The 17,770-nt window shown below is 48.5% G+C and carries 9 protein-coding genes, 2 rRNA genes and 2 riboswitches; of the genes, 6 read left to right on the top strand and 5 right to left on the bottom strand.

Annotated features, from left to right (window positions below):
* Window position 1 precedes the first annotated feature (1 nt).
* The 4 genes from CEF21_RS03500 to CEF21_RS03515 all read left to right on the top strand — a co-directional run bounded on the left by CEF21_RS03500 (window position 2) and on the right by CEF21_RS03515 (window position 6,955).
* Window positions 2-1,192: a DUF58 domain-containing protein gene (locus CEF21_RS03500; RefSeq protein ID WP_164462067.1), complete on the top strand. Its 1,191-nt coding sequence runs from the start codon at window positions 2-4 to the stop codon at window positions 1,190-1,192.
* Complete coding sequence (locus CEF21_RS03505; RefSeq protein WP_241156756.1) at window positions 1,189-3,387, top strand: DUF4129 domain-containing transglutaminase family protein; 2,199 nt, start codon at window positions 1,189-1,191, stop codon at window positions 3,385-3,387. The genes CEF21_RS03500 and CEF21_RS03505 overlap by 4 nt, the downstream gene beginning before the upstream one ends.
* 31 nt (window positions 3,388-3,418) lie before the next feature.
* A riboswitch (purine riboswitch) is annotated at window positions 3,419-3,520 on the top strand.
* 233 nt (window positions 3,521-3,753) lie between these two features.
* Entirely contained in the window at window positions 3,754-5,301 is a 1,548-nt protein-coding gene (gene guaA / locus CEF21_RS03510; RefSeq protein WP_123913396.1) for a glutamine-hydrolyzing GMP synthase, read from the top strand.
* 86 nt (window positions 5,302-5,387) lie between these two features.
* Window positions 5,388-5,489, top strand: a riboswitch (purine riboswitch).
* A gap of 137 nt (window positions 5,490-5,626) precedes the next feature.
* Window positions 5,627-6,955: an NCS2 family permease gene (locus CEF21_RS03515; protein WP_123913397.1), complete on the top strand. Its 1,329-nt coding sequence runs from the start codon at window positions 5,627-5,629 to the stop codon at window positions 6,953-6,955.
* Between the two features lie 43 nt (window positions 6,956-6,998).
* Here the strand turns inward: CEF21_RS03515 and CEF21_RS03520 are convergent, their stop codons facing one another.
* The 5 genes from CEF21_RS03520 to CEF21_RS03540 all read right to left on the bottom strand — a co-directional run bounded on the left by CEF21_RS03520 (window position 6,999) and on the right by CEF21_RS03540 (window position 12,710).
* Window positions 6,999-8,387 (bottom strand): DUF4179 domain-containing protein, encoded by a 1,389-nt coding sequence (locus CEF21_RS03520; RefSeq protein WP_123913398.1) that lies wholly within the window; start codon window positions 8,385-8,387, stop codon window positions 6,999-7,001.
* Entirely contained in the window at window positions 8,380-8,928 is a 549-nt protein-coding gene (locus CEF21_RS03525) for a sigma-70 family RNA polymerase sigma factor (protein ID WP_164462068.1), read from the bottom strand. The genes CEF21_RS03520 and CEF21_RS03525 overlap by 8 nt, the downstream gene beginning before the upstream one ends.
* 114 nt (window positions 8,929-9,042) lie before the next feature.
* Window positions 9,043-10,182 (bottom strand): glycerate kinase family protein, encoded by a 1,140-nt coding sequence (locus tag CEF21_RS03530; RefSeq protein ID WP_123913400.1) that lies wholly within the window; start codon window positions 10,180-10,182, stop codon window positions 9,043-9,045.
* A gap of 15 nt (window positions 10,183-10,197) precedes the next feature.
* Complete coding sequence (locus CEF21_RS03535) at window positions 10,198-11,463, bottom strand: GntP family permease (protein WP_123913401.1); 1,266 nt, start codon at window positions 11,461-11,463, stop codon at window positions 10,198-10,200.
* Window positions 11,464-11,582: 119 nt separating this feature from the next.
* Complete coding sequence (locus tag CEF21_RS03540) at window positions 11,583-12,710, bottom strand: sugar diacid recognition domain-containing protein (protein WP_123913402.1); 1,128 nt, start codon at window positions 12,708-12,710, stop codon at window positions 11,583-11,585.
* Window positions 12,711-13,015: 305 nt separating this feature from the next.
* On the opposite strand from CEF21_RS03540, the gene CEF21_RS03545 reads away from it, so the two are divergent.
* A 16S ribosomal RNA gene (locus tag CEF21_RS03545) occupies window positions 13,016-14,554 on the top strand.
* A 242-nt stretch (window positions 14,555-14,796) separates the two neighbouring features.
* Window positions 14,797-17,724 (top strand): 23S ribosomal RNA (locus CEF21_RS03550).
* Together the 16S and 23S rRNA genes form the textbook arrangement of a ribosomal RNA operon.
* Window positions 17,725-17,770 lie beyond the last annotated feature (46 nt).

The raw sequence follows: 17,770 nt of genomic DNA on the forward strand, positions 1-17,770 counted from the left end.
GTTGATCTGGAAACTGATTCTGCTGCTTCTTTTAACTTCTATGGCCTTTTGCTATGCCATGTTTCAGGGAGGGTTTGTAAGCTGGTTTCTCTTCTATGCCTTTCTTCCGTTTGCCGTCTATTCCATTCTGCTGGCGGTTTATCCAATCCAAACTTTTCAGGCATCCAGATGGATCAGCCAGGATCAGTTTTCAGCCGGAGACGTTTTAAAAGGGGAAGTGACACTGGAAAGGACGTTTCCATTCCCTCTTATTTATGTAATCGCAGAGGAATGTCTGCCTGCAGGACTAAAACAGACAGCCGCGGATCAGCCTGCTAGAAAGTGGTTCTTCCTTGGATTCCGCCGGAAGGCCGTGTTCTCCTATACCGTTCAGTCGATGAGGCGCGGGGAACATCATTTTTCCCATATCCGCATTAAAACAGGGGATTTCCTCGGGTTGTTTGAAAAAGAGACAAGAATCAGAACGGAAAAAACGATTTTAGTGTATCCCTCTGTTTTTCCGGTGACCTACAAACACTCCAAGCCCAAATATGAACAGGGAGCAAGCTCCTCTTCCCAGCGCTATATAAAAGACACATCGATGGCTTCGGGAATCAGGGAATACCAGCCCGGAGACCGGATGTCCTGGATTGACTGGAAGGCAACCGCAAAAAGGGATTCCTTCATGACGAAAGAGTTCGAACAGAACCGCACCCATGATGCCATTCTGATAATGGATCTGCAGGAATCAGATTCCTTTGAACCAATGATTACCTTCGGAGCCTCTATGGCAAAAGCCATCATTAAAACAGGGGCCCCGCTCGGATTTGTGCTGCTTGGTTCAGATTTGGACGCAATGCCTGTCCAGCCGGGGGAAAAACAGCTGCAAGCGATTTTCCGGAAGCTTGCAAAAACAGTGCCTGAACCAAGCGGAAGCTCCTTTTCCATCTGGGAGGAGCGGATGGCAAGCCAGGGAGGCTACCGTTCGGCCAATCTTTTTATCGTTTCGGTTTTGACGCTTGAACTCGTACGGAAGCTTGAATACCGGGCAAGCTACGGAGATTTAAAGCTTTATCTGGTCCGTAAAAAAAATGAGAAGCTTACCCATGAAGAAGAGGTTTTGCTGGATCGCCTGAACAAACGGGGAATCGCTGCCGAAGCGGTGTTTGAAGAAAGCTTCGGCCGTTCCTTGAAAGAGGTGAAGAGTCTGTGAAAGTTTTGACTTTGCCAAGAGGGGACTTCTTTTCGAAAGCCGCCGCCTTGCTGTATTATCTGTTTGCCTTCTTTTTGCTTTGGGAATGGCTCGTTCCTTTGGATATTTATACAGATACCGGATCGACACGTATTTTTGTTTTATTTATTGCCCTGAATTTTGTTCTGACGTATTTAAGGGTATCGTGGCTGATTTCCCTGCCGCTTCAATTTATTTATCTCATGATCGCGCTGGAGCAGCTGTTTTATAAGGGCCAGCCGCTGATGGAAGGATTCAGGAATTTCGCCGGGGAATTCGTTTACAATGTCGGACTGATTCCGGCCTCCTCCTGGATGGAGATGACCTCGCCATTCCGGACGTTCCTGTTTTTTGTTCTTCTCTGGCTGCTTGTTTACCTTCTCCATTACTGGATCATCGTCCAGAAACGCATCTTGTTTTTCTTCGTGATGACGCTGATCTATGTTACGATTCTTGACACGTTTACAGAATACGATGCTTCCTTTGCTGTGATCCGGATTGTCATCGCCGGGTTTTTCCTTCTCGGCATGCTTAACTTTGACCGCCTGAAAGGAACAGAGCAGCTGAAGGTGAAAAAATACACCCGCCTTAAATGGACAATGATGCTCTGTATCTTTGTTGCAGCCTCTATCCTGGCAGGAGTGGCTGCACCGAAAGCCGCTCCTCAATGGGAGGATCCCGTTCCGTTTCTGACTGCATATGGCTCGCTTGATGAAGCACTCAATGGTTCCGGCATGAAGAAAATCGGCTACGGCACAAATGATGAGAGTCTTGGAGGAGCCTTCATGCAGGATGATACGCCTGTATTAACGGCATCCGCGGAAAGACGCCATTACTGGAGAGTGGAGACGAAGGATGTGTATTCCGGAAAGGGATGGACAGCTTCTCAAAACGAAACCCAGCTTACTCTAGCCGAGAAGGATGGGATCCGAATCAGATGGTCTGAAGAGGGAACGAAAACGGAAAAGCTGAAGGCGGAAATAAAAATAGCGAATGAATACCGCTACAATCATGTAATTTATCCTCTCGGCCTGACGGAATATGTATCGGATGAAGCGAAAGGGCTGCTCGTGAACTTGAACACGGAGCAGATTACCCCATCCGGATTATCTTCAGGGGAAAAAATCAAGAGCTATGAAGTCCGTTATGACTATCCGAGCTATGACATTCCCTTTCTTCAGGGGATAAAAGGAACGGAAAATGTACCGGACGACATGATGGCCCGCTACACGCAGCTCCCTGATATGCCGCAGCGGGTTCTGGATTTATCCAAACAGCTGACTTCAATGGACGACAATCTATATGATAAAGCGAAAGCAATCGAGCGCCATTTAAATGGCCCGGATTTTACGTACAATACTCAGGAGGTAGGGATCCCGGCAAAAGACCAGGATTATGTGGATCAGTTTCTATTTGAAACAAAGCAGGGCTACTGTGATAACTTTTCCACCTCGATGACCGTTCTATTGCGGGCATCCGGAATTCCTGCAAGATGGGTAAAGGGCTATACCGAAGGGAATTACAAAGGGGCGGATACAGAAGGCTCCGGCCGCATCTATGAAGTGACCAATAATAATGCCCACTCATGGGTGGAGGTGTACTTTCCGGGAGCGGGATGGGTTCCGTTTGAGCCGACAAAATCGTTCACCAATCCATATAATTTTACGAGAGAGAGCGAAACGAATGCACAGCAGACCCCTGTTCCTCTGCCGAAGCCGGAAGAACCAAAGCCTGAAAAACCTGAAACTGCACCGGTTCAGGAGAAGTCCGGTCCATCTAAACAAACGTTTGATTGGAGCCAGATCAGCATAGGCAGCACAGGTTTTTACATCCTTATTGGCGCAGCTGTGCTGATGGCGGGATTTCTGTACGTGACAAGAAAAAAATGGATCACCCTGATTATGCTCCTGAAGTATAAAAATCGAAGAGATGATGAAGTCTTTTTTGCCGCCTATCCCGCCCTTCTGAAACAGCTGGAACGGTTCGGCTTCAAGAGGAAGGAAGGAGAAACGCTGAGAGAATTTGCGAAATCCGTGGATAACTCGCTGCAGTCTCATGATATGCTTCATATAACGAGCAGCTATGAGAAAGCCCTTTACAAGAGAGATGATGCCTTGGCGGAATGGGATAAAGTGGCGGAATTGTGGAAAAATTTAATTAAAAGGACATCATCTTGACCGGATGGGTTATGGTTGTTAGAATGGGGAAAATTAAACGAATAGTTTCCTTCATATATCCTCGATAATATGGTTCGAGAGTCTCTACCGGATTACCTTAAATGATCTGACTATGAAGGCAGGATACAGTCTGTGAAAAGCTGGGATTCTGCCTTCTTATATTTTTTTATATGAGGGCTGTCCCGGCTTTTTTATTTTTTCAATAAGGTGTTGATTTTTAACACCTGCTGACTGAAATGGAAGGCGTGACAACCCGGAAGGCAAAACGGCGGGGAGGTTCAAGCGGCCCGCCTGAATGCCTGCGTGCAAGCAGCAGCCGGATTTAACAAAGTTTACTAAATAAATAGCCAAAGAAGAGGTGCCGTTATGACAATTTCAATTCAAGACCAGGAAATGATTCTAGTACTGGATTTCGGAAGCCAGTATAACCAGCTGATCACACGCAGAATTCGTGAATTCGGTGTATACAGCGAGCTTCATCCCCATACGCTGACAGCAGATATGATTAAGAAAATCAATCCGAAAGGAATCATCCTTTCCGGCGGGCCGAACAGCGTGTATGGCGAGAATGCGTTCCGCTGTGACGAACGGATTTTTGACCTTGGCATTCCGGTCCTTGGAATTTGCTATGGTATGCAGCTTATGACGCATTACCTTGGCGGACGCGTTGAAGCAGCGGGCCATAGAGAATACGGTAAAGCCCGCATCAAAGTTCAGGATACCCCTGCTTTGTTCACGCAGCTTCCGGAGGAGCAAACCGTTTGGATGAGCCACGGAGACCTGGTTGCGGAAATTCCGCCTGAATTCAAAGTGGATGCCATCTCACCATCTTGTCCTTTTGCTGCGATGAGCAATGAAGAGCGCCGTCTGTATGGAGTGCAGTTCCACCCTGAAGTCCGCCACTCCGAGTTCGGAAACGACCTGCTGAAAAACTTCGTTCATGAAATCTGCCAGTGCCATGACGAGTGGACAATGGAGAACTTCATTGAAATTGAAATGCAAAAAATCCGCGAAACGGTTGGAGATAAAAAAGTGCTTTGTGCGCTGAGCGGCGGAGTGGATTCTTCCGTTGTAGCTGTCCTCATTCATAAAGCCATCGGTGATCAGCTCACATGTATCTTCGTAGATCACGGCCTTCTCCGCAAAGATGAAGCGGAAGGCGTTATGAAAACGTTCAGCGAAGGCTTTAATATGAACGTTATCAAGGTTGATGCGAAGGAACGGTTTATGGACAAGCTGAAAGGCGTCTCTGATCCCGAGAAAAAACGCAAAATCATCGGCAACGAGTTTATTTATGTATTTGACGATGAAGCAACGAAGCTTGAAGGCATTGAATTCCTTGCACAGGGTACGCTGTATACGGATATTATCGAGAGCGGGACGGCAACGGCTCAAACCATCAAATCCCATCATAACGTCGGCGGACTTCCAGAGGACATGCAGTTCAAGCTGATTGAGCCTTTGAACACGCTGTTTAAAGACGAAGTCCGCGCCCTTGGAAGCGAGATGGGGATCCCGGATGAAATCGTCTGGCGCCAGCCGTTCCCGGGTCCTGGTCTTGGAATCCGTGTGCTTGGTGAAATTACGGAAGAAAAACTGGAGATTGTCCGCGAATCCGATGCCATCCTTCGTGAAGAAGTGGCAAAAGCAGATCTTGAGCGTGAGATTTGGCAGTACTTTACCGTTCTTCCTGATATCCGCAGCGTAGGGGTTATGGGAGATGCGAGAACGTATGACTACACAATCGGAATCCGTGCCGTTACGTCGATTGATGGAATGACCTCTGACTGGGCGAGAATTCCCTGGGATGTGCTTGAGGTGATTTCAACACGAATCGTGAATGAAGTCAGCCATGTGAACCGCGTAGTGTACGATATCACGAGCAAGCCGCCTGCAACAATTGAATGGGAATAAAAGGGACACGAACGAAAACGAACATTTTTAATTAAATGTTCGTTTTTTCTATTGATTTTGTCGAATTATGCTGATAAAATGTTCATATAAGTGAATAGGTAATACGTCGTATAATATTGGGGATATGGCCCGAGAGTTTCTACCAAGCTACCTTAAATGGCTTGACTACGGCGATAGGACGGATGCGTTTTTTGCGCATTCATTGTATCGTAAACGGTCAAGCGCTCTCTGTATTTTTACAGGGGCGCTTTTTGTTTGAAATCATCCAATCTTATAAACTCCCAGTATGTGCGGCGGATTCCTTACTAATAGGAGGAACCACAAAATGAAAAAGTATTTTCAGTTCGAGGAGCTCGGAACGAATTACCGGAAAGAGATCATCGGCGGACTAACCACCTTCCTTTCCATGGCGTACATCCTGTTCGTGAACCCGAATACCCTCTCACTCAGCACGGTACCGGATCTTCCGGCAAGCATGAGAATGGATCCGGGAGCAGTCTTTACCGCAACGGCCCTTGCTGCCGCAGTTGGCACCCTGCTTATGGGATTGCTTGCCCGGTATCCTGTAGCCCTTGCGCCAGGTATGGGTTTGAACGCATTCTTTGCTTTCTCGGTTGTTCTCACAATGGGCATTCCATGGCAGACTGCATTATCCGGTGTGCTCGTGTCCGGACTCTTCTTTACGGTCCTAACCCTTTCAGGTCTTCGTGAAAAAATCATTAATGCGATACCGGCTGAACTGAAATTTGCGGTCGGAGCGGGAATTGGCCTTTTCATTACCTTTGTTGGGTTCCAAAGTGCAGGAATCATTGTCAATAACGATGCGGTCCTTGTCGGACTTGGCGATTTCCGTGATGGAAAAACCCTTCTTGCTGTTTTTGGAGTCATCATTACCGTGATTCTTCTTGTGAAAAAAGTAAACGGCGGGATCTTCTTCGGAATGCTGATTACAGCCGTAGTGGGAATGGTTACAGGTCTCATTGATCTTCCGACAAAGGTCGTTGGTGCCGCTCCAAGTCTTGCGCCGACTTTCGGTGCAGCCATCACCCATTTTGACCAAATCTTTACGCTGCAAATGCTTGTCGTGATTCTGACCTTCCTATTCGTTGATTTCTTTGATACAGCGGGTACCCTTGTTGCTGTATCCCACCAGGCTGGACTGACAAAAGATAATAAGCTGCCGCGTGCAGGAAAAGCGCTTTTTGCTGATGCAGGAGCAACGGTTGTCGGAGCGATTCTCGGGACATCCACGACGACTTCATACATTGAATCATCCGCTGGAGTAGCAGCGGGAGCAAGAACCGGATTCGCATCCGTTGTCACAGCTGTGTTATTCCTGCTGGCGTTATTCTTCTCGCCGCTTCTCTCTGTTATCACGCCATCTGTTACCGCTCCGGCATTAATCATCGTCGGAGTCCTGATGGTCTCCTCCCTCGGAGAAATCGACTGGAAGCGATTTGAAATCGCCGTTCCATCGTTCCTGACCATCATTGCCATGCCGCTTAGCTACAGCATCGCAACCGGAATCGCGATGGGCTTCATCTTCTACCCGATCACAATGATCATGAGCGGAAGAAGAAAAGAAATCCATCCGGTCATGTACGGACTGTTTGTGATCTTTGTACTGTACTTTGTGTTTCTCGCGCATCATTGATAGGAGAAAAAAACCGGGGCTATGGGAGCTCCGGTTTTTTCGTTTATCTTTTTTCCAGGTATTCTTTTTTGAGCGGTACTTTGACCTCGAATTCCTCAAGTGTTACAGGAGGGGGGCTGACAACAAGCTGCAAGTCCTTGCTGTAGGATGTTTTGAACTTTGCAATATGTGTCCTTCCGCTGTCGGCGGAATTCAGAGCTTGATCATCCAGCCATTTGGTTTCGTGTTTATCTTCTTTCACCATATTGAAAAAATATTTCCTCATTTGCGGGTCGTTGCCCTTAACCTCATAATGAATCCATACTTCATTCTTCTTTGGTTCAACCTTTGTAACTGTAATGCCGCCTTCTTTATTTTGCGGCATGTAGAGCGGAAGGTTTTCGGTAATGTCTTTCTTCACACTCTTATTCGGTTCAGGATAATAGTACTTTTTAGTCCGGATCATGATGTATTCCGGAATTCGCTGCTTCGGTTTAAAGATGGATATGGTCTTTTCGTTTATCTTGCCGTCTTTTCGTTCATGATCTGTGTGTTCGAAGTTCTTCATTTCGTAAGGTTTGCCTTTATCGTCAAACAGCCGGTAGCTCGTGTGGGCTCCATCAATATATTTTCCTCTCCAGTTGGACATGAGGGTGGAAAGCTGAATGCCAGTCGGAGCGAATACCACCTCTTTGACAGTGAATTCTGATTCTTTCTTCGCTTTTATATTCGGAGTGTAGCGGTATTCGGTTCCTTTTTTCTCCACCGGAAATGAGAATGCCCATTTTCCCATTAACTCTTTTGGAAATCCTTTATCATTTTTGTTGGATACGAATACAGATTTTGATTTAACCTCAAGGTTGATTTTTTCCGGCATTTTCTGCTTGAATTCAATGGTTGCAAAATTAAGGTTCTTCGGGGCCTCCTTTGGCATGCCCATACCCATCATGTCTTCTCCAAGTAGATGCTTATGGCGCATGTCTTCCCCGTTTGCGGTAAAGGTAAAGTTCGTTTGGATGCGGTCATATTTCTTACCTGTAAAGTCCACTGTATAGTACATGGACATTCGGGGGCCGTCATAAAGCACTTCTTTAATCGTGATTTTAATGCCTTTGTCCTCTGCTGACTGATTGATAATTTGCGGCTTGACCTTTTGAACTGCGTTCTTTAGTTCCGGACTTCCATATTGAGAAGAAAGAGAGCCGAGAGCGGGAAAGGCTGAAATCACTTCATCTTTAATCGGTGTTTGCACGGTTACCAGAAGGGCAATTAATCCGACGGCTACCGGGGTCAGGATGTAGGACATGGCTTTTTTAAAGCGAGGCTGGCGTTCTTTTAACGGCTCCTGCTTTCTGATTTTTTCAAATACCATATTTCGGTCCTGCGTGCTGAACTTCAGCTGCTGCCGCTCTTGATCACTAAGGTAGTCTTTTTTGTTAAATGATTCATTCATATCCAAGGGCCTCCTTTTGAAGAAGAGGCGTCAATTTGTCTTTAGCTCTGCGAAGTCTCGTCCGGACTGACGCCTCCGGTATTTTAAGCACTTCTGCTATTTCTTTTGTGGTGAGATCCTGATAGTACATCATAACCATGACTTCTCTGTATTTAACGGGCAGTTTTTCGAGAGAATGCCGAATGGCTGAGGCTTGTTCTTTCCGCTCAAATTGACTGGCAGGATTGGCTTCTGTATCTGCATGTTCCTTCGTTTTACCAGTCAGCACCATTCTTTTGTAGGCTGAGCTTTTCAGGTAATCCTTGCATTTATTAATCGTAATCCGGTACAGCCATGTTTTTATGTTTGAGTTTCCCTCAAACTGATCGAGATGGGTATAAGCTGAAACGAACGTATTCTGCACCAAGTCCTTTGCTGTTTCTATGTTTTTTACATAGGAGTAGGCAAGATAGGACAGTTCATCCGCATAGTGATCCATCAAGTCATGAAGGATTTCTTCTTTATCTAAGGGATAGGTTTCGTTTAATTTGCCGGCGTTCATTGGTTGCCCCCTTTCAAAACTTAGACGACGGCTTTTGAGAATACCGTTCATATTTTCAAGAGAATTTATGGAAAAAGAAAAAAGCTGCCGTAATGATCCAGGCAGCTGTCCATCTTAACCATTCTTTTTTAACTGTAGAATTCCTGCAAGGCTATAGGCGAATTGCTCCATGTTTTTTGGTCCGTCTGCCAAAGCCTGTTCAAGAGAGATCGCTCCCGGTGAGATAGAAAAGAGAGAGGTAAACCCTTTTTCCAGGAGGATATCTGAACGATTTCCAAGCGTACCGGCAACCCCGATAACGGGGATGTTTTGTTTCAGAGCCCGCTTTGCCGCGCCCATCGGGGTTTTTCCATACATGGTCTGCCCGTCTATTTTCCCCTCACCGGTAATCACTAAATCGGCTCCTGCAATCAGTCGGTCAAAATGAATCGCATCGAGAACGAGCTCGATTCCTCTTTCAAGCTTTGCATCAAGGAATGCCATCAGTCCTGCGCCAAGTCCTCCGGCCGCCCCGGAACCCGGGCAATTTTTTACTTCGATTCCGACATCCCTGCTTATAATAGAAGAAAGGTGGAGGAGGTTCTGATCAAGTTCCTTCACCATTTCAGGAGTGGCGCCTTTTTGCGGACCGAACACAGCAGAAGCCCCTTTTTCTCCGGTTAAAGGGTTGTCTACATCGCAAGCGGCTATAATTTCAATATCCTTTAGTTCAGGAAGCACCCCGCTTATTTCAATAGATGAAAGATCTCTTAACCCCCCGCCGCCAGGCTGGATCGAATCTCCTTCGCTATTGAGCAGACGGATACCTAACGCTTGCGCCATCCCGGCTCCGCCATCATTTGTAGCGCTGCCCCCAATCCCGAGGATGATTTTCTTTACCCCTTTGGATGCCGCGTCTTTAATCAATTCCCCTGTCCCCTTTGTGGTGGTATGCAGGGGGTTTCTAGAAGCGGGAGGAACGAGATGAAGACCGGATGCTTCCGCCATTTCAATGACCGCCGTTTTGCCTTCGTCGATCAATCCGTATACGGCTTTGACCGGAGTTGAAAGCGGACCGGTCACCGTTTTTTCAATCAGTACTCCGTTTGAAGAATGCACGATGGCCTTCACCATGCCCTCTCCGCCATCGGCGATTGGGATCTCTATAACGTTTGCATCAGGCCATTTCTTTTTAAATCCTTTTGAAAAAGCTCCCGCTGCTTCGGATGCGGTCATGCTTTCTTTAAAAGAGTCTGGAGCGATGACGATATTCATTCCTGCTCATCCTTTCTATAGAAACTTAAACACTCCAAAAATGAGAGTGGAGATAATCGCGAGCGCAAGTCCAATGAGTGTTTCGTATGGAATCAGCTTCAGGCGTTCCTTCGTGCTCATAAAAACGCTTCCTCCGGTTGCATGAAAAAAGCTTCCGTGAGGGAGATGGTCCAGAACCGTGGCGCCTGCATGAATCATCGCAGCACCCGCAAGTCCTGCCACGCCGAGATCCATAATAGCCGGACCGAAGACAGTGCTTGCAACGGTTGTTCCTGCAGTCGTTGAAGCTGTTGCCATGGACATAAGAATTCCCGAAGCCGGCGCCAGAATAAATGCCGGCAAACCAAGCGCTGTTAGTCCGTCGACCAAAGCGTCTTTTAAAGCAGAGTTGGCAATGATTCCTGCTAGTGTACCGGTACCGATCAGCATCACAGCGACCCCGGACATTTTTCCGAGACCATATGAAGCGAACTCGGTTATCTTTTTTGAATTGCGGGTGAAAATGGCCGTTACGATTCCTCCGATCGGCAATGCCAGAATCGGATCAACTTCGATGCCGGCGAGAGGTCTCAGTGATAACAGAATAATAGCGGCAGCCGGACCGCTAATGGCAGCAGCGAATGATGGCAGGTGTTCTTCGTTTTTCACCTCGATGTCCGAGTCCTTCACGGCTTCTCCTTTCTGGACGAGCCTCTTGGCAAGCAAATAGGTAACGGCGGCGCCAAAAATGGCAGGAATGATTCCGGCCGCCATCACAGATGTCAGCGGCACATGAAATGCATCCGCTGCAGCAATCGCATTTGGATTCGGAGACATCAGGTTCCCGGCTTTTCCTCCGCCGATCATAGCAAGAAGGATAGCTGTCTTGCTGATACCGGTACGCTTCGCCACAGCGAGTGCGATGGGAGCCACCGTAATAACGGCGACATCGATAAACACGCCAACAGCTGTTAAAATCAGAGTGGCGAGAAGGAGTGCGAGCAATGCGCGTTTCTCTCCAATTTTGGCAACAATCGTTTCTGCCATTACAGTGGCGGAACCCGATTCAATCAGGACCCCCGCCAAAACGCCTGCGGCCAATATTCTTAAAACAGCCGGGGTAATATCCTTTGCCCCTGTAATCATCAGCTGAATCGTATCGGAAAGACTGACCCCTCCTATAAGTCCGCCGATTAAAGCCCCTGCAATCATCCCGTAAGCAGGCGGCACTTTCTTTAATATGAGAAAAATAGCGACGGCAAGCGAAGCGAGCGCCCCTAGTAAAGATACTTCAACATTCATTTGTCTCATCCCCCTTTGACTAAATTGTAAGCGTTTTCTATAGAGGAGTCATCGTGCGGAAGGACAAAAAACAGCATTGAAAAACGCCTCTTAATGTGCAAGTGCACACTGGGAGGCGTTTATGATCTTTCTGCCATAACGGCTATTGTGAGCGCGGTAATCCCTTTAATGGTCTTGGGATTGTATCCTGTAATCTCCTCTATTTTCTGCAGCCGGTACCTGAGCGTGTTTCTATGGATGAAAAGAGTTTCGGAGATTCTGCTGATTTCTCCATCCATTTCAATAAAGGAGAAAAGCGTTTCTAATAAAACCTCACTTTGATCTGAGCTTTGCAGACAGGACAGAATTCGCTTATATTCATGAACGAGTGCCTGATTGCCTAAAGTCGATTCAAGAACAGGCAGGGCAAGCTCGCGATAGTCATACAAGTCTTGCTGGGGGTGTAGGCGTTCTCCGCAGTGTAAAGATTTTTCAGCTAACCGGAAGGAGTCCTGCAGCACTCCATCCGCATAATCTCCAAATCCTGCAGACAGGACATTCTGATCGTGATTGCAGCGGGCTAAAAAAGCAGACGTCCTTTCAAACAGCTGATTTCTGCTGTTCTCTGAAAAAGGTACGTTCACATCGATAAGGGCAACCAATTCTGTTTCGCTGAGAGGGATGACCAGACCGTTTCCTTTAAGCCATTGCTCAATGCGGCTTTTAGCAGCCGGCAGATCAAGCACAAGGGGGCTGCGTAAATGAAAGAAGACAGAAAACCTCGGCAAGGATAAATCAATCCCGAGTCTTGACCCGCGGTTCATCCATTTTTCTTTTTGTTCATCTGATGCATTCAGAAACTGAATAATGGTTTCATCCCTCATCCGGCTGTTTATATGAAGCTGGGCAGTCAGTTGATTCTGTTCTACTATCAGTTCAGCCGTCATTTTAACAATTTCGCCAAAGGATCCAACCTCGGATGGGGCGCCCGTGATTCCGATTACGCCGATTATCTCCTTTCTATAGAAGATAGGAAGGTTGACGCCCGGCTTTGCTCCCTTGTACAAAGAGACATTCTCATCACTGATGTCGATGCGCCCGTTCTTTTCCAGCGCGAACAGCGCCCCTTCATGCATCTTGTGAAGACGGGCTTTTTCACCAGTTGCAATAATGGTTCCTGCCTCATCCATAATATTTATATTGTAGGGGATGATTTTCATGGTTCGAGTGATAATCTCTTCAGCAATCTTTCGGGTAAGCATTCCCATGCAGGTCACTCCAAGTGGTTTTCTATTATCATAACAATCTATTTCTAAAGGAGGATAAACTTTTTTGAAAATAAGATTGACTCATTGAAAATATCATGGTAAAGTTTATTTCTTGCCTCATCAAAGGAGAAACACATCAGCGAATAAAACTTTTAAAAAAAGTTGTTGACGAATATCTGGAGATATGGTAAAGTAATAAAGTTGCTTCCGAACGAAGCGAACGAAACAAAATGATCTTTGAAAACTAAACAAATCGAAGTGCCAACGTTAATTCTAGAGCAACAAACAAGAGCTAGTCAAACTACTTTTTGGAGAGTTTGATCCTGGCTCAGGACGAACGCTGGCGGCGTGCCTAATACATGCAAGTCGAGCGGATCTCTTCGGAGATCAGCGGCGGACGGGTGAGTAACACGTGGGCAACCTGCCTGTAAGACTGGGATAACTCCGGGAAACCGGAGCTAATACCGGATAACCTTTCGAACCGCATGGTTCGGAATTGAAAGACGGTTATGCTGTCACTTACAGATGGGCCCGCGGTGCATTAGCTAGTTGGTGAGGTAATGGCTCACCAAGGCGACGATGCGTAGCCGACCTGAGAGGGTGATCGGCCACACTGGGACTGAGACACGGCCCAGACTCCTACGGGAGGCAGCAGTAGGGAATCTTCCGCAATGGACGAAAGTCTGACGGAGCAACGCCGCGTGAGTGATGAAGGTTTTCGGATCGTAAAGCTCTGTTGTTAGGGAAGAACAAGTGCGGGAGTCACTGCCCGCGCCTTGACGGTACCTAACCAGAAAGCCACGGCTAACTACGTGCCAGCAGCCGCGGTAATACGTAGGTGGCAAGCGTTGTCCGGAATTATTGGGCGTAAAGCGCGCGCAGGCGGTCTTTTAAGTCTGATGTGAAAGCCCCCGGCTCAACCGGGGAGGGTCATTGGAAACTGGAGGACTTGAGTGCAGAAGAGGAGAGTGGAATTCCACGTGTAGCGGTGAAATGCGTAGAGATGTGGAGGAACACCAGTGGCGAAGGCGACTCTCTGGTCTGTAACTGACGCTGAGGCGCGAAAGCGTGGGGAGCGAACAGGATTAGATACCCTGGTAGTCCACGCCGTAAACGATGAGTGCTAAGTGTTAGAGGGTTTCCGCCCTTTAGTGCTGCAGCTAACGCATTAAGCACTCCGCCTGGGGAGTACGGTCGCAAGACTGAAACTCAAAGGAATTGACGGGGGCCCGCACAAGCGGTGGAGCATGTGGTTTAATTCGAAGCAACGCGAAGAACCTTACCAGGTCTTGACATCCTCTGCCACTTCTAGAGATAGAAGGTTCCCCTTCGGGGGACAGAGTGACAGGTGGTGCATGGTTGTCGTCAGCTCGTGTCGTGAGATGTTGGGTTAAGTCCCGCAACGAGCGCAACCCTTGATCTTAGTTGCCAGCATTCAGTTGGGCACTCTAAGGTGACTGCCGGTGACAAACCGGAGGAAGGTGGGGATGACGTCAAATCATCATGCCCCTTATGACCTGGGCTACACACGTGCTACAATGGATGGTACAAAGGGCAGCGAAACCGCGAGGTTCAGCGAATCCCATAAAACCATTCTCAGTTCGGATTGCAGGCTGCAACTCGCCTGCATGAAGCCGGAATCGCTAGTAATCGCGGATCAGCATGCCGCGGTGAATACGTTCCCGGGCCTTGTACACACCGCCCGTCACACCACGAGAGTTTGCAACACCCGAAGTCGGTGGGGTAACCCGTAAGGGAGCCAGCCGCCTAAGGTGGGGCAGATGATTGGGGTGAAGTCGTAACAAGGTAGCCGTATCGGAAGGTGCGGCTGGATCACCTCCTTTCTAAGGAAGAATTATCAGCACCCATGCGGTGCAGCGATTAACGGACGCACTTCGAATTTGTTTAGTTTTGAGAGATCATTCTCTCTTAACTTGTTCTTTGAAAACTAGATAACGATATGAATGTCAAACATTCACACGAGTAAGAAAGAACCTTACGATTTTCTTCTGCGTCTATCGCAGAATGAAATGAAAAGTCTGAAGACATCTGTTTTCAGCTTCTAACGAAGATAACTCCGTTATCAGGTTAAGTTAGAAAGGGCGCACGGTGGATGCCTTGGCACTAGGAGCCGATGAAGGACGGTACGAACACCGATATGCTTCGGGGAGCTGTAAGTAAGCGTTGATCCGGAGATTTCCGAATGGGGAAACCCGCTGCTCGTAATGGAGCAGCATCCTGACTTGAATACATAGAGTCTGGAAGGCATACCCGGGGAACTGAAACATCTAAGTACCCGGAGGAAGAGAAAGCAAATGCGATTCCCTGAGTAGCGGCGAGCGAAACGGGATCAGCCCAAACCAGAAGGCTTGCCTTCTGGGGTTGTAGGACACTCAACACGGAGTTACAAAGGAACGGGGTAGGCGAAGCGGTCTGGAAAGGCCCGCCAGAGAAGGTAACAGCCCTGTAATCGAAACTTCGTTCCCTCCTGAGTGGATCCTGAGTACGGCGGGACACGAGAAATCCCGTCGGAATCCGGGAGGACCATCTCCCAAGGCTAAATACTCCCTAGTGACCGATAGTGAACCAGTACCGTGAGGGAAAGGTGAAAAGCACCCCGGAAGGGGAGTGAAACAGATCCTGAAACCGTGTGCCTACAAGTAGTCAGAGCCCGTTAACGGGTGATGGCGTGCCTTTTGTAGAATGAACCGGCGAGTTACGATTACGTGCAAGGTTAAGTTGAAGAGACGGAGCCGCAGCGAAAGCGAGTCTGAATAGGGCGAATGAGTACGTGGTCGTAGACCCGAAACCAGGTGATCTACCCATGTCCAGGGTGAAGTTCAGGTAACACTGAATGGAGGCCCGAACCCACGCACGTTGAAAAGTGCGGGGATGAGGTGTGGGTAGCGGAGAAATTCCAATCGAACCTGGAGATAGCTGGTTCTCTCCGAAATAGCTTTAGGGCTAGCCTCATAGCAAGAGTCTTGGAGGTAGAGCACTGATTGGACTAGGGGCCCTCATCGGGTTACCGAATTCAGTCAAACTCCGAATGCCAAAGACTTATCTATGGGAGTCAGACTGCGAGTGATAAGATCCGTAGTCAAAAGGGAAACAGCCCAGACCACCAGCTAAGGTCCCCAAGTATCCGTTAAGTGGAAAAGGATGTGGGGTTGCTTAGACAACCAGGATGTTGGCTTAGAAGCAGCCACCATTTAAAGAGTGCGTAATAGCTCACTGGTCGAGTGACCCTGCGCCGAAAATGTACCGGGGCTAAACGGATCACCGAAGCTGTGGACTGTTCTTTCAGAACAGTGGTAGGAGAGCGTTCTAAGGGCTGTGAAGCCAGACCGGAAGGACTGGTGGAGCGCTTAGAAGTGAGAATGCCGGTATGAGTAGCGAAAGAGGGGTGAGAATCCCCTCCACCGAATGCCTAAGGTTTCCTGAGGAAGGCTCGTCCGCTCAGGGTTAGTCGGGACCTAAGCCGAGGCCGAAAGGCGTAGGCGATGGACAACAGGTTGAGATTCCTGTACCACCTCTTTTCCGTTTGAGCAATGGAGGGACGCAGGAGGATAGGGTAAGCGCGCTGTTGGATATGCGCGTCCAAGCAGGTAGGCTCAAGGGATAGGCAAATCCGTCCCTTGGTTAAGGCTGAGCTGTGATGGCGAGGGAAATTAAGTACCGAAGTTCCTGATTCCACACTGCCTAGAAAAGCTTCTAGCGAGGAAAATGGTGCCCGTACCGCAAACCGACACAGGTAGGCGAGGAGAGAATCCTAAGGTGATCGAGAGAACTCTCGTTAAGGAACTCGGCAAAATGACCCCGTAACTTCGGGAGAAGGGGTGCTCTTTAGGGTGAATAGCCTTGAAGAGCCGCAGTGAATAGGCCCAGGCGACTGTTTAGCAAAAACACAGGTCTCTGCGAAGCCGCAAGGCGAAGTATAGGGGCTGACGCCTGCCCGGTGCTGGAAGGTTAAGAGGAGAGGTTAGCGCAAGCGAAGCTTTGAATTGAAGCCCCAGTAAACGGCGGCCGTAACTATAACGGTCCTAAGGTAGCGAAATTCCTTGTCGGGTAAGTTCCGACCCGCACGAAAGGCGTAACGATCTGGGCACTGTCTCAACGAGAGACTCGGTGAAATTATAGTACCTGTGAAGATGCAGGTTACCCGCGACAGGACGGAAAGACCCCGTGGAGCTTTACTGCAGCCTGATATTGAATTTTGGCACAGCTTGTACAGGATAGGTAGGAGCCTTGGAAACCGGAGCGCCAGCTTCGGTGGAGGCATCGGTGGGATACTACCCTGGCTGTGTTGAACTTCTAACCCGCGGCCCTGATCGGGCCGGGAGACAGTGTCAGGCGGGCAGTTTGACTGGGGCGGTCGCCTCCTAAAATGTAACGGAGGCGCCCAAAGGTTCCCTCAGAATGGTTGGAAATCATTCGCAGAGTGTAAAGGCACAAGGGAGCTTGACTGCGAGACCTACAAGTCGAGCAGGGACGAAAGTCGGGCTTAGTGATCCGGTGGTTCCGCATGGAAGGGCCATCGCTCAACGGATAAAAGCTACCCCGGGGATAACAGGCTTATCTCCCCCAAGAGTCCACATCGACGGGGAGGTTTGGCACCTCGATGTCGGCTCATCGCATCCTGGGGCTGTAGTCGGTCCCAAGGGTTGGGCTGTTCGCCCATTAAAGCGGTACGCGAGCTGGGTTCAGAACGTCGTGAGACAGTTCGGTCCCTATCCGTCGCGGGCGCAGGAAATTTGAGAGGAGCTGTCCTTAGTACGAGAGGACCGGGATGGACGCACCGCTGGTGTACCAGTTGTCTTGCCAAAGGCATCGCTGGGTAGCTATGTGCGGACGGGATAAGTGCTGAAAGCATCTAAGCATGAAGCCCCCCTCAAGATGAGATTTCCCATCATTTGAGTAAGACCCCTGAAAGATGATCAGGTTGATAGGTTCGAGGTGGAAGCGTGGCGACACGTGCAGCTGACGAATACTAATCGGTCGAGGACTTAACCTTTATTCAAGTAAGGCTTCCATTACTCGTGAAGCACATCGTTATCTAG

The sequence above is a fragment of the Bacillus sp. FJAT-42376 genome, from assembly GCF_003816055.1.
GTDB lineage: Bacteria > Bacillota > Bacilli > Bacillales > Bacillaceae > Metabacillus_B.

Coding starts and splice junctions, on each gene's coding strand:
- CEF21_RS03525 (WP_164462068.1), bottom strand. CDS start 8,928: ATGAACGCCGGCAAATTAAACGAAACCTATCCCTTAGATAAAGAAGAA.
- CEF21_RS03535 (WP_123913401.1), bottom strand. CDS start 11,463: ATGAATGTTGAAGTATCTTTACTAGGGGCGCTCGCTTCGCTTGCCGTC.
- CEF21_RS03520 (WP_123913398.1), bottom strand. CDS start 8,387: ATGAATGAATCATTTAACAAAAAAGACTACCTTAGTGATCAAGAGCGG.
- CEF21_RS03530 (WP_123913400.1), bottom strand. CDS start 10,182: ATGAATATCGTCATCGCTCCAGACTCTTTTAAAGAAAGCATGACCGCA.
- guaA (WP_123913396.1), top strand. CDS start 3,754: ATGACAATTTCAATTCAAGACCAGGAAATGATTCTAGTACTGGATTTC.
- CEF21_RS03540 (WP_123913402.1), bottom strand. CDS start 12,710: ATGGGAATGCTTACCCGAAAGATTGCTGAAGAGATTATCACTCGAACC.
- CEF21_RS03515 (WP_123913397.1), top strand. CDS start 5,627: ATGAAAAAGTATTTTCAGTTCGAGGAGCTCGGAACGAATTACCGGAAA.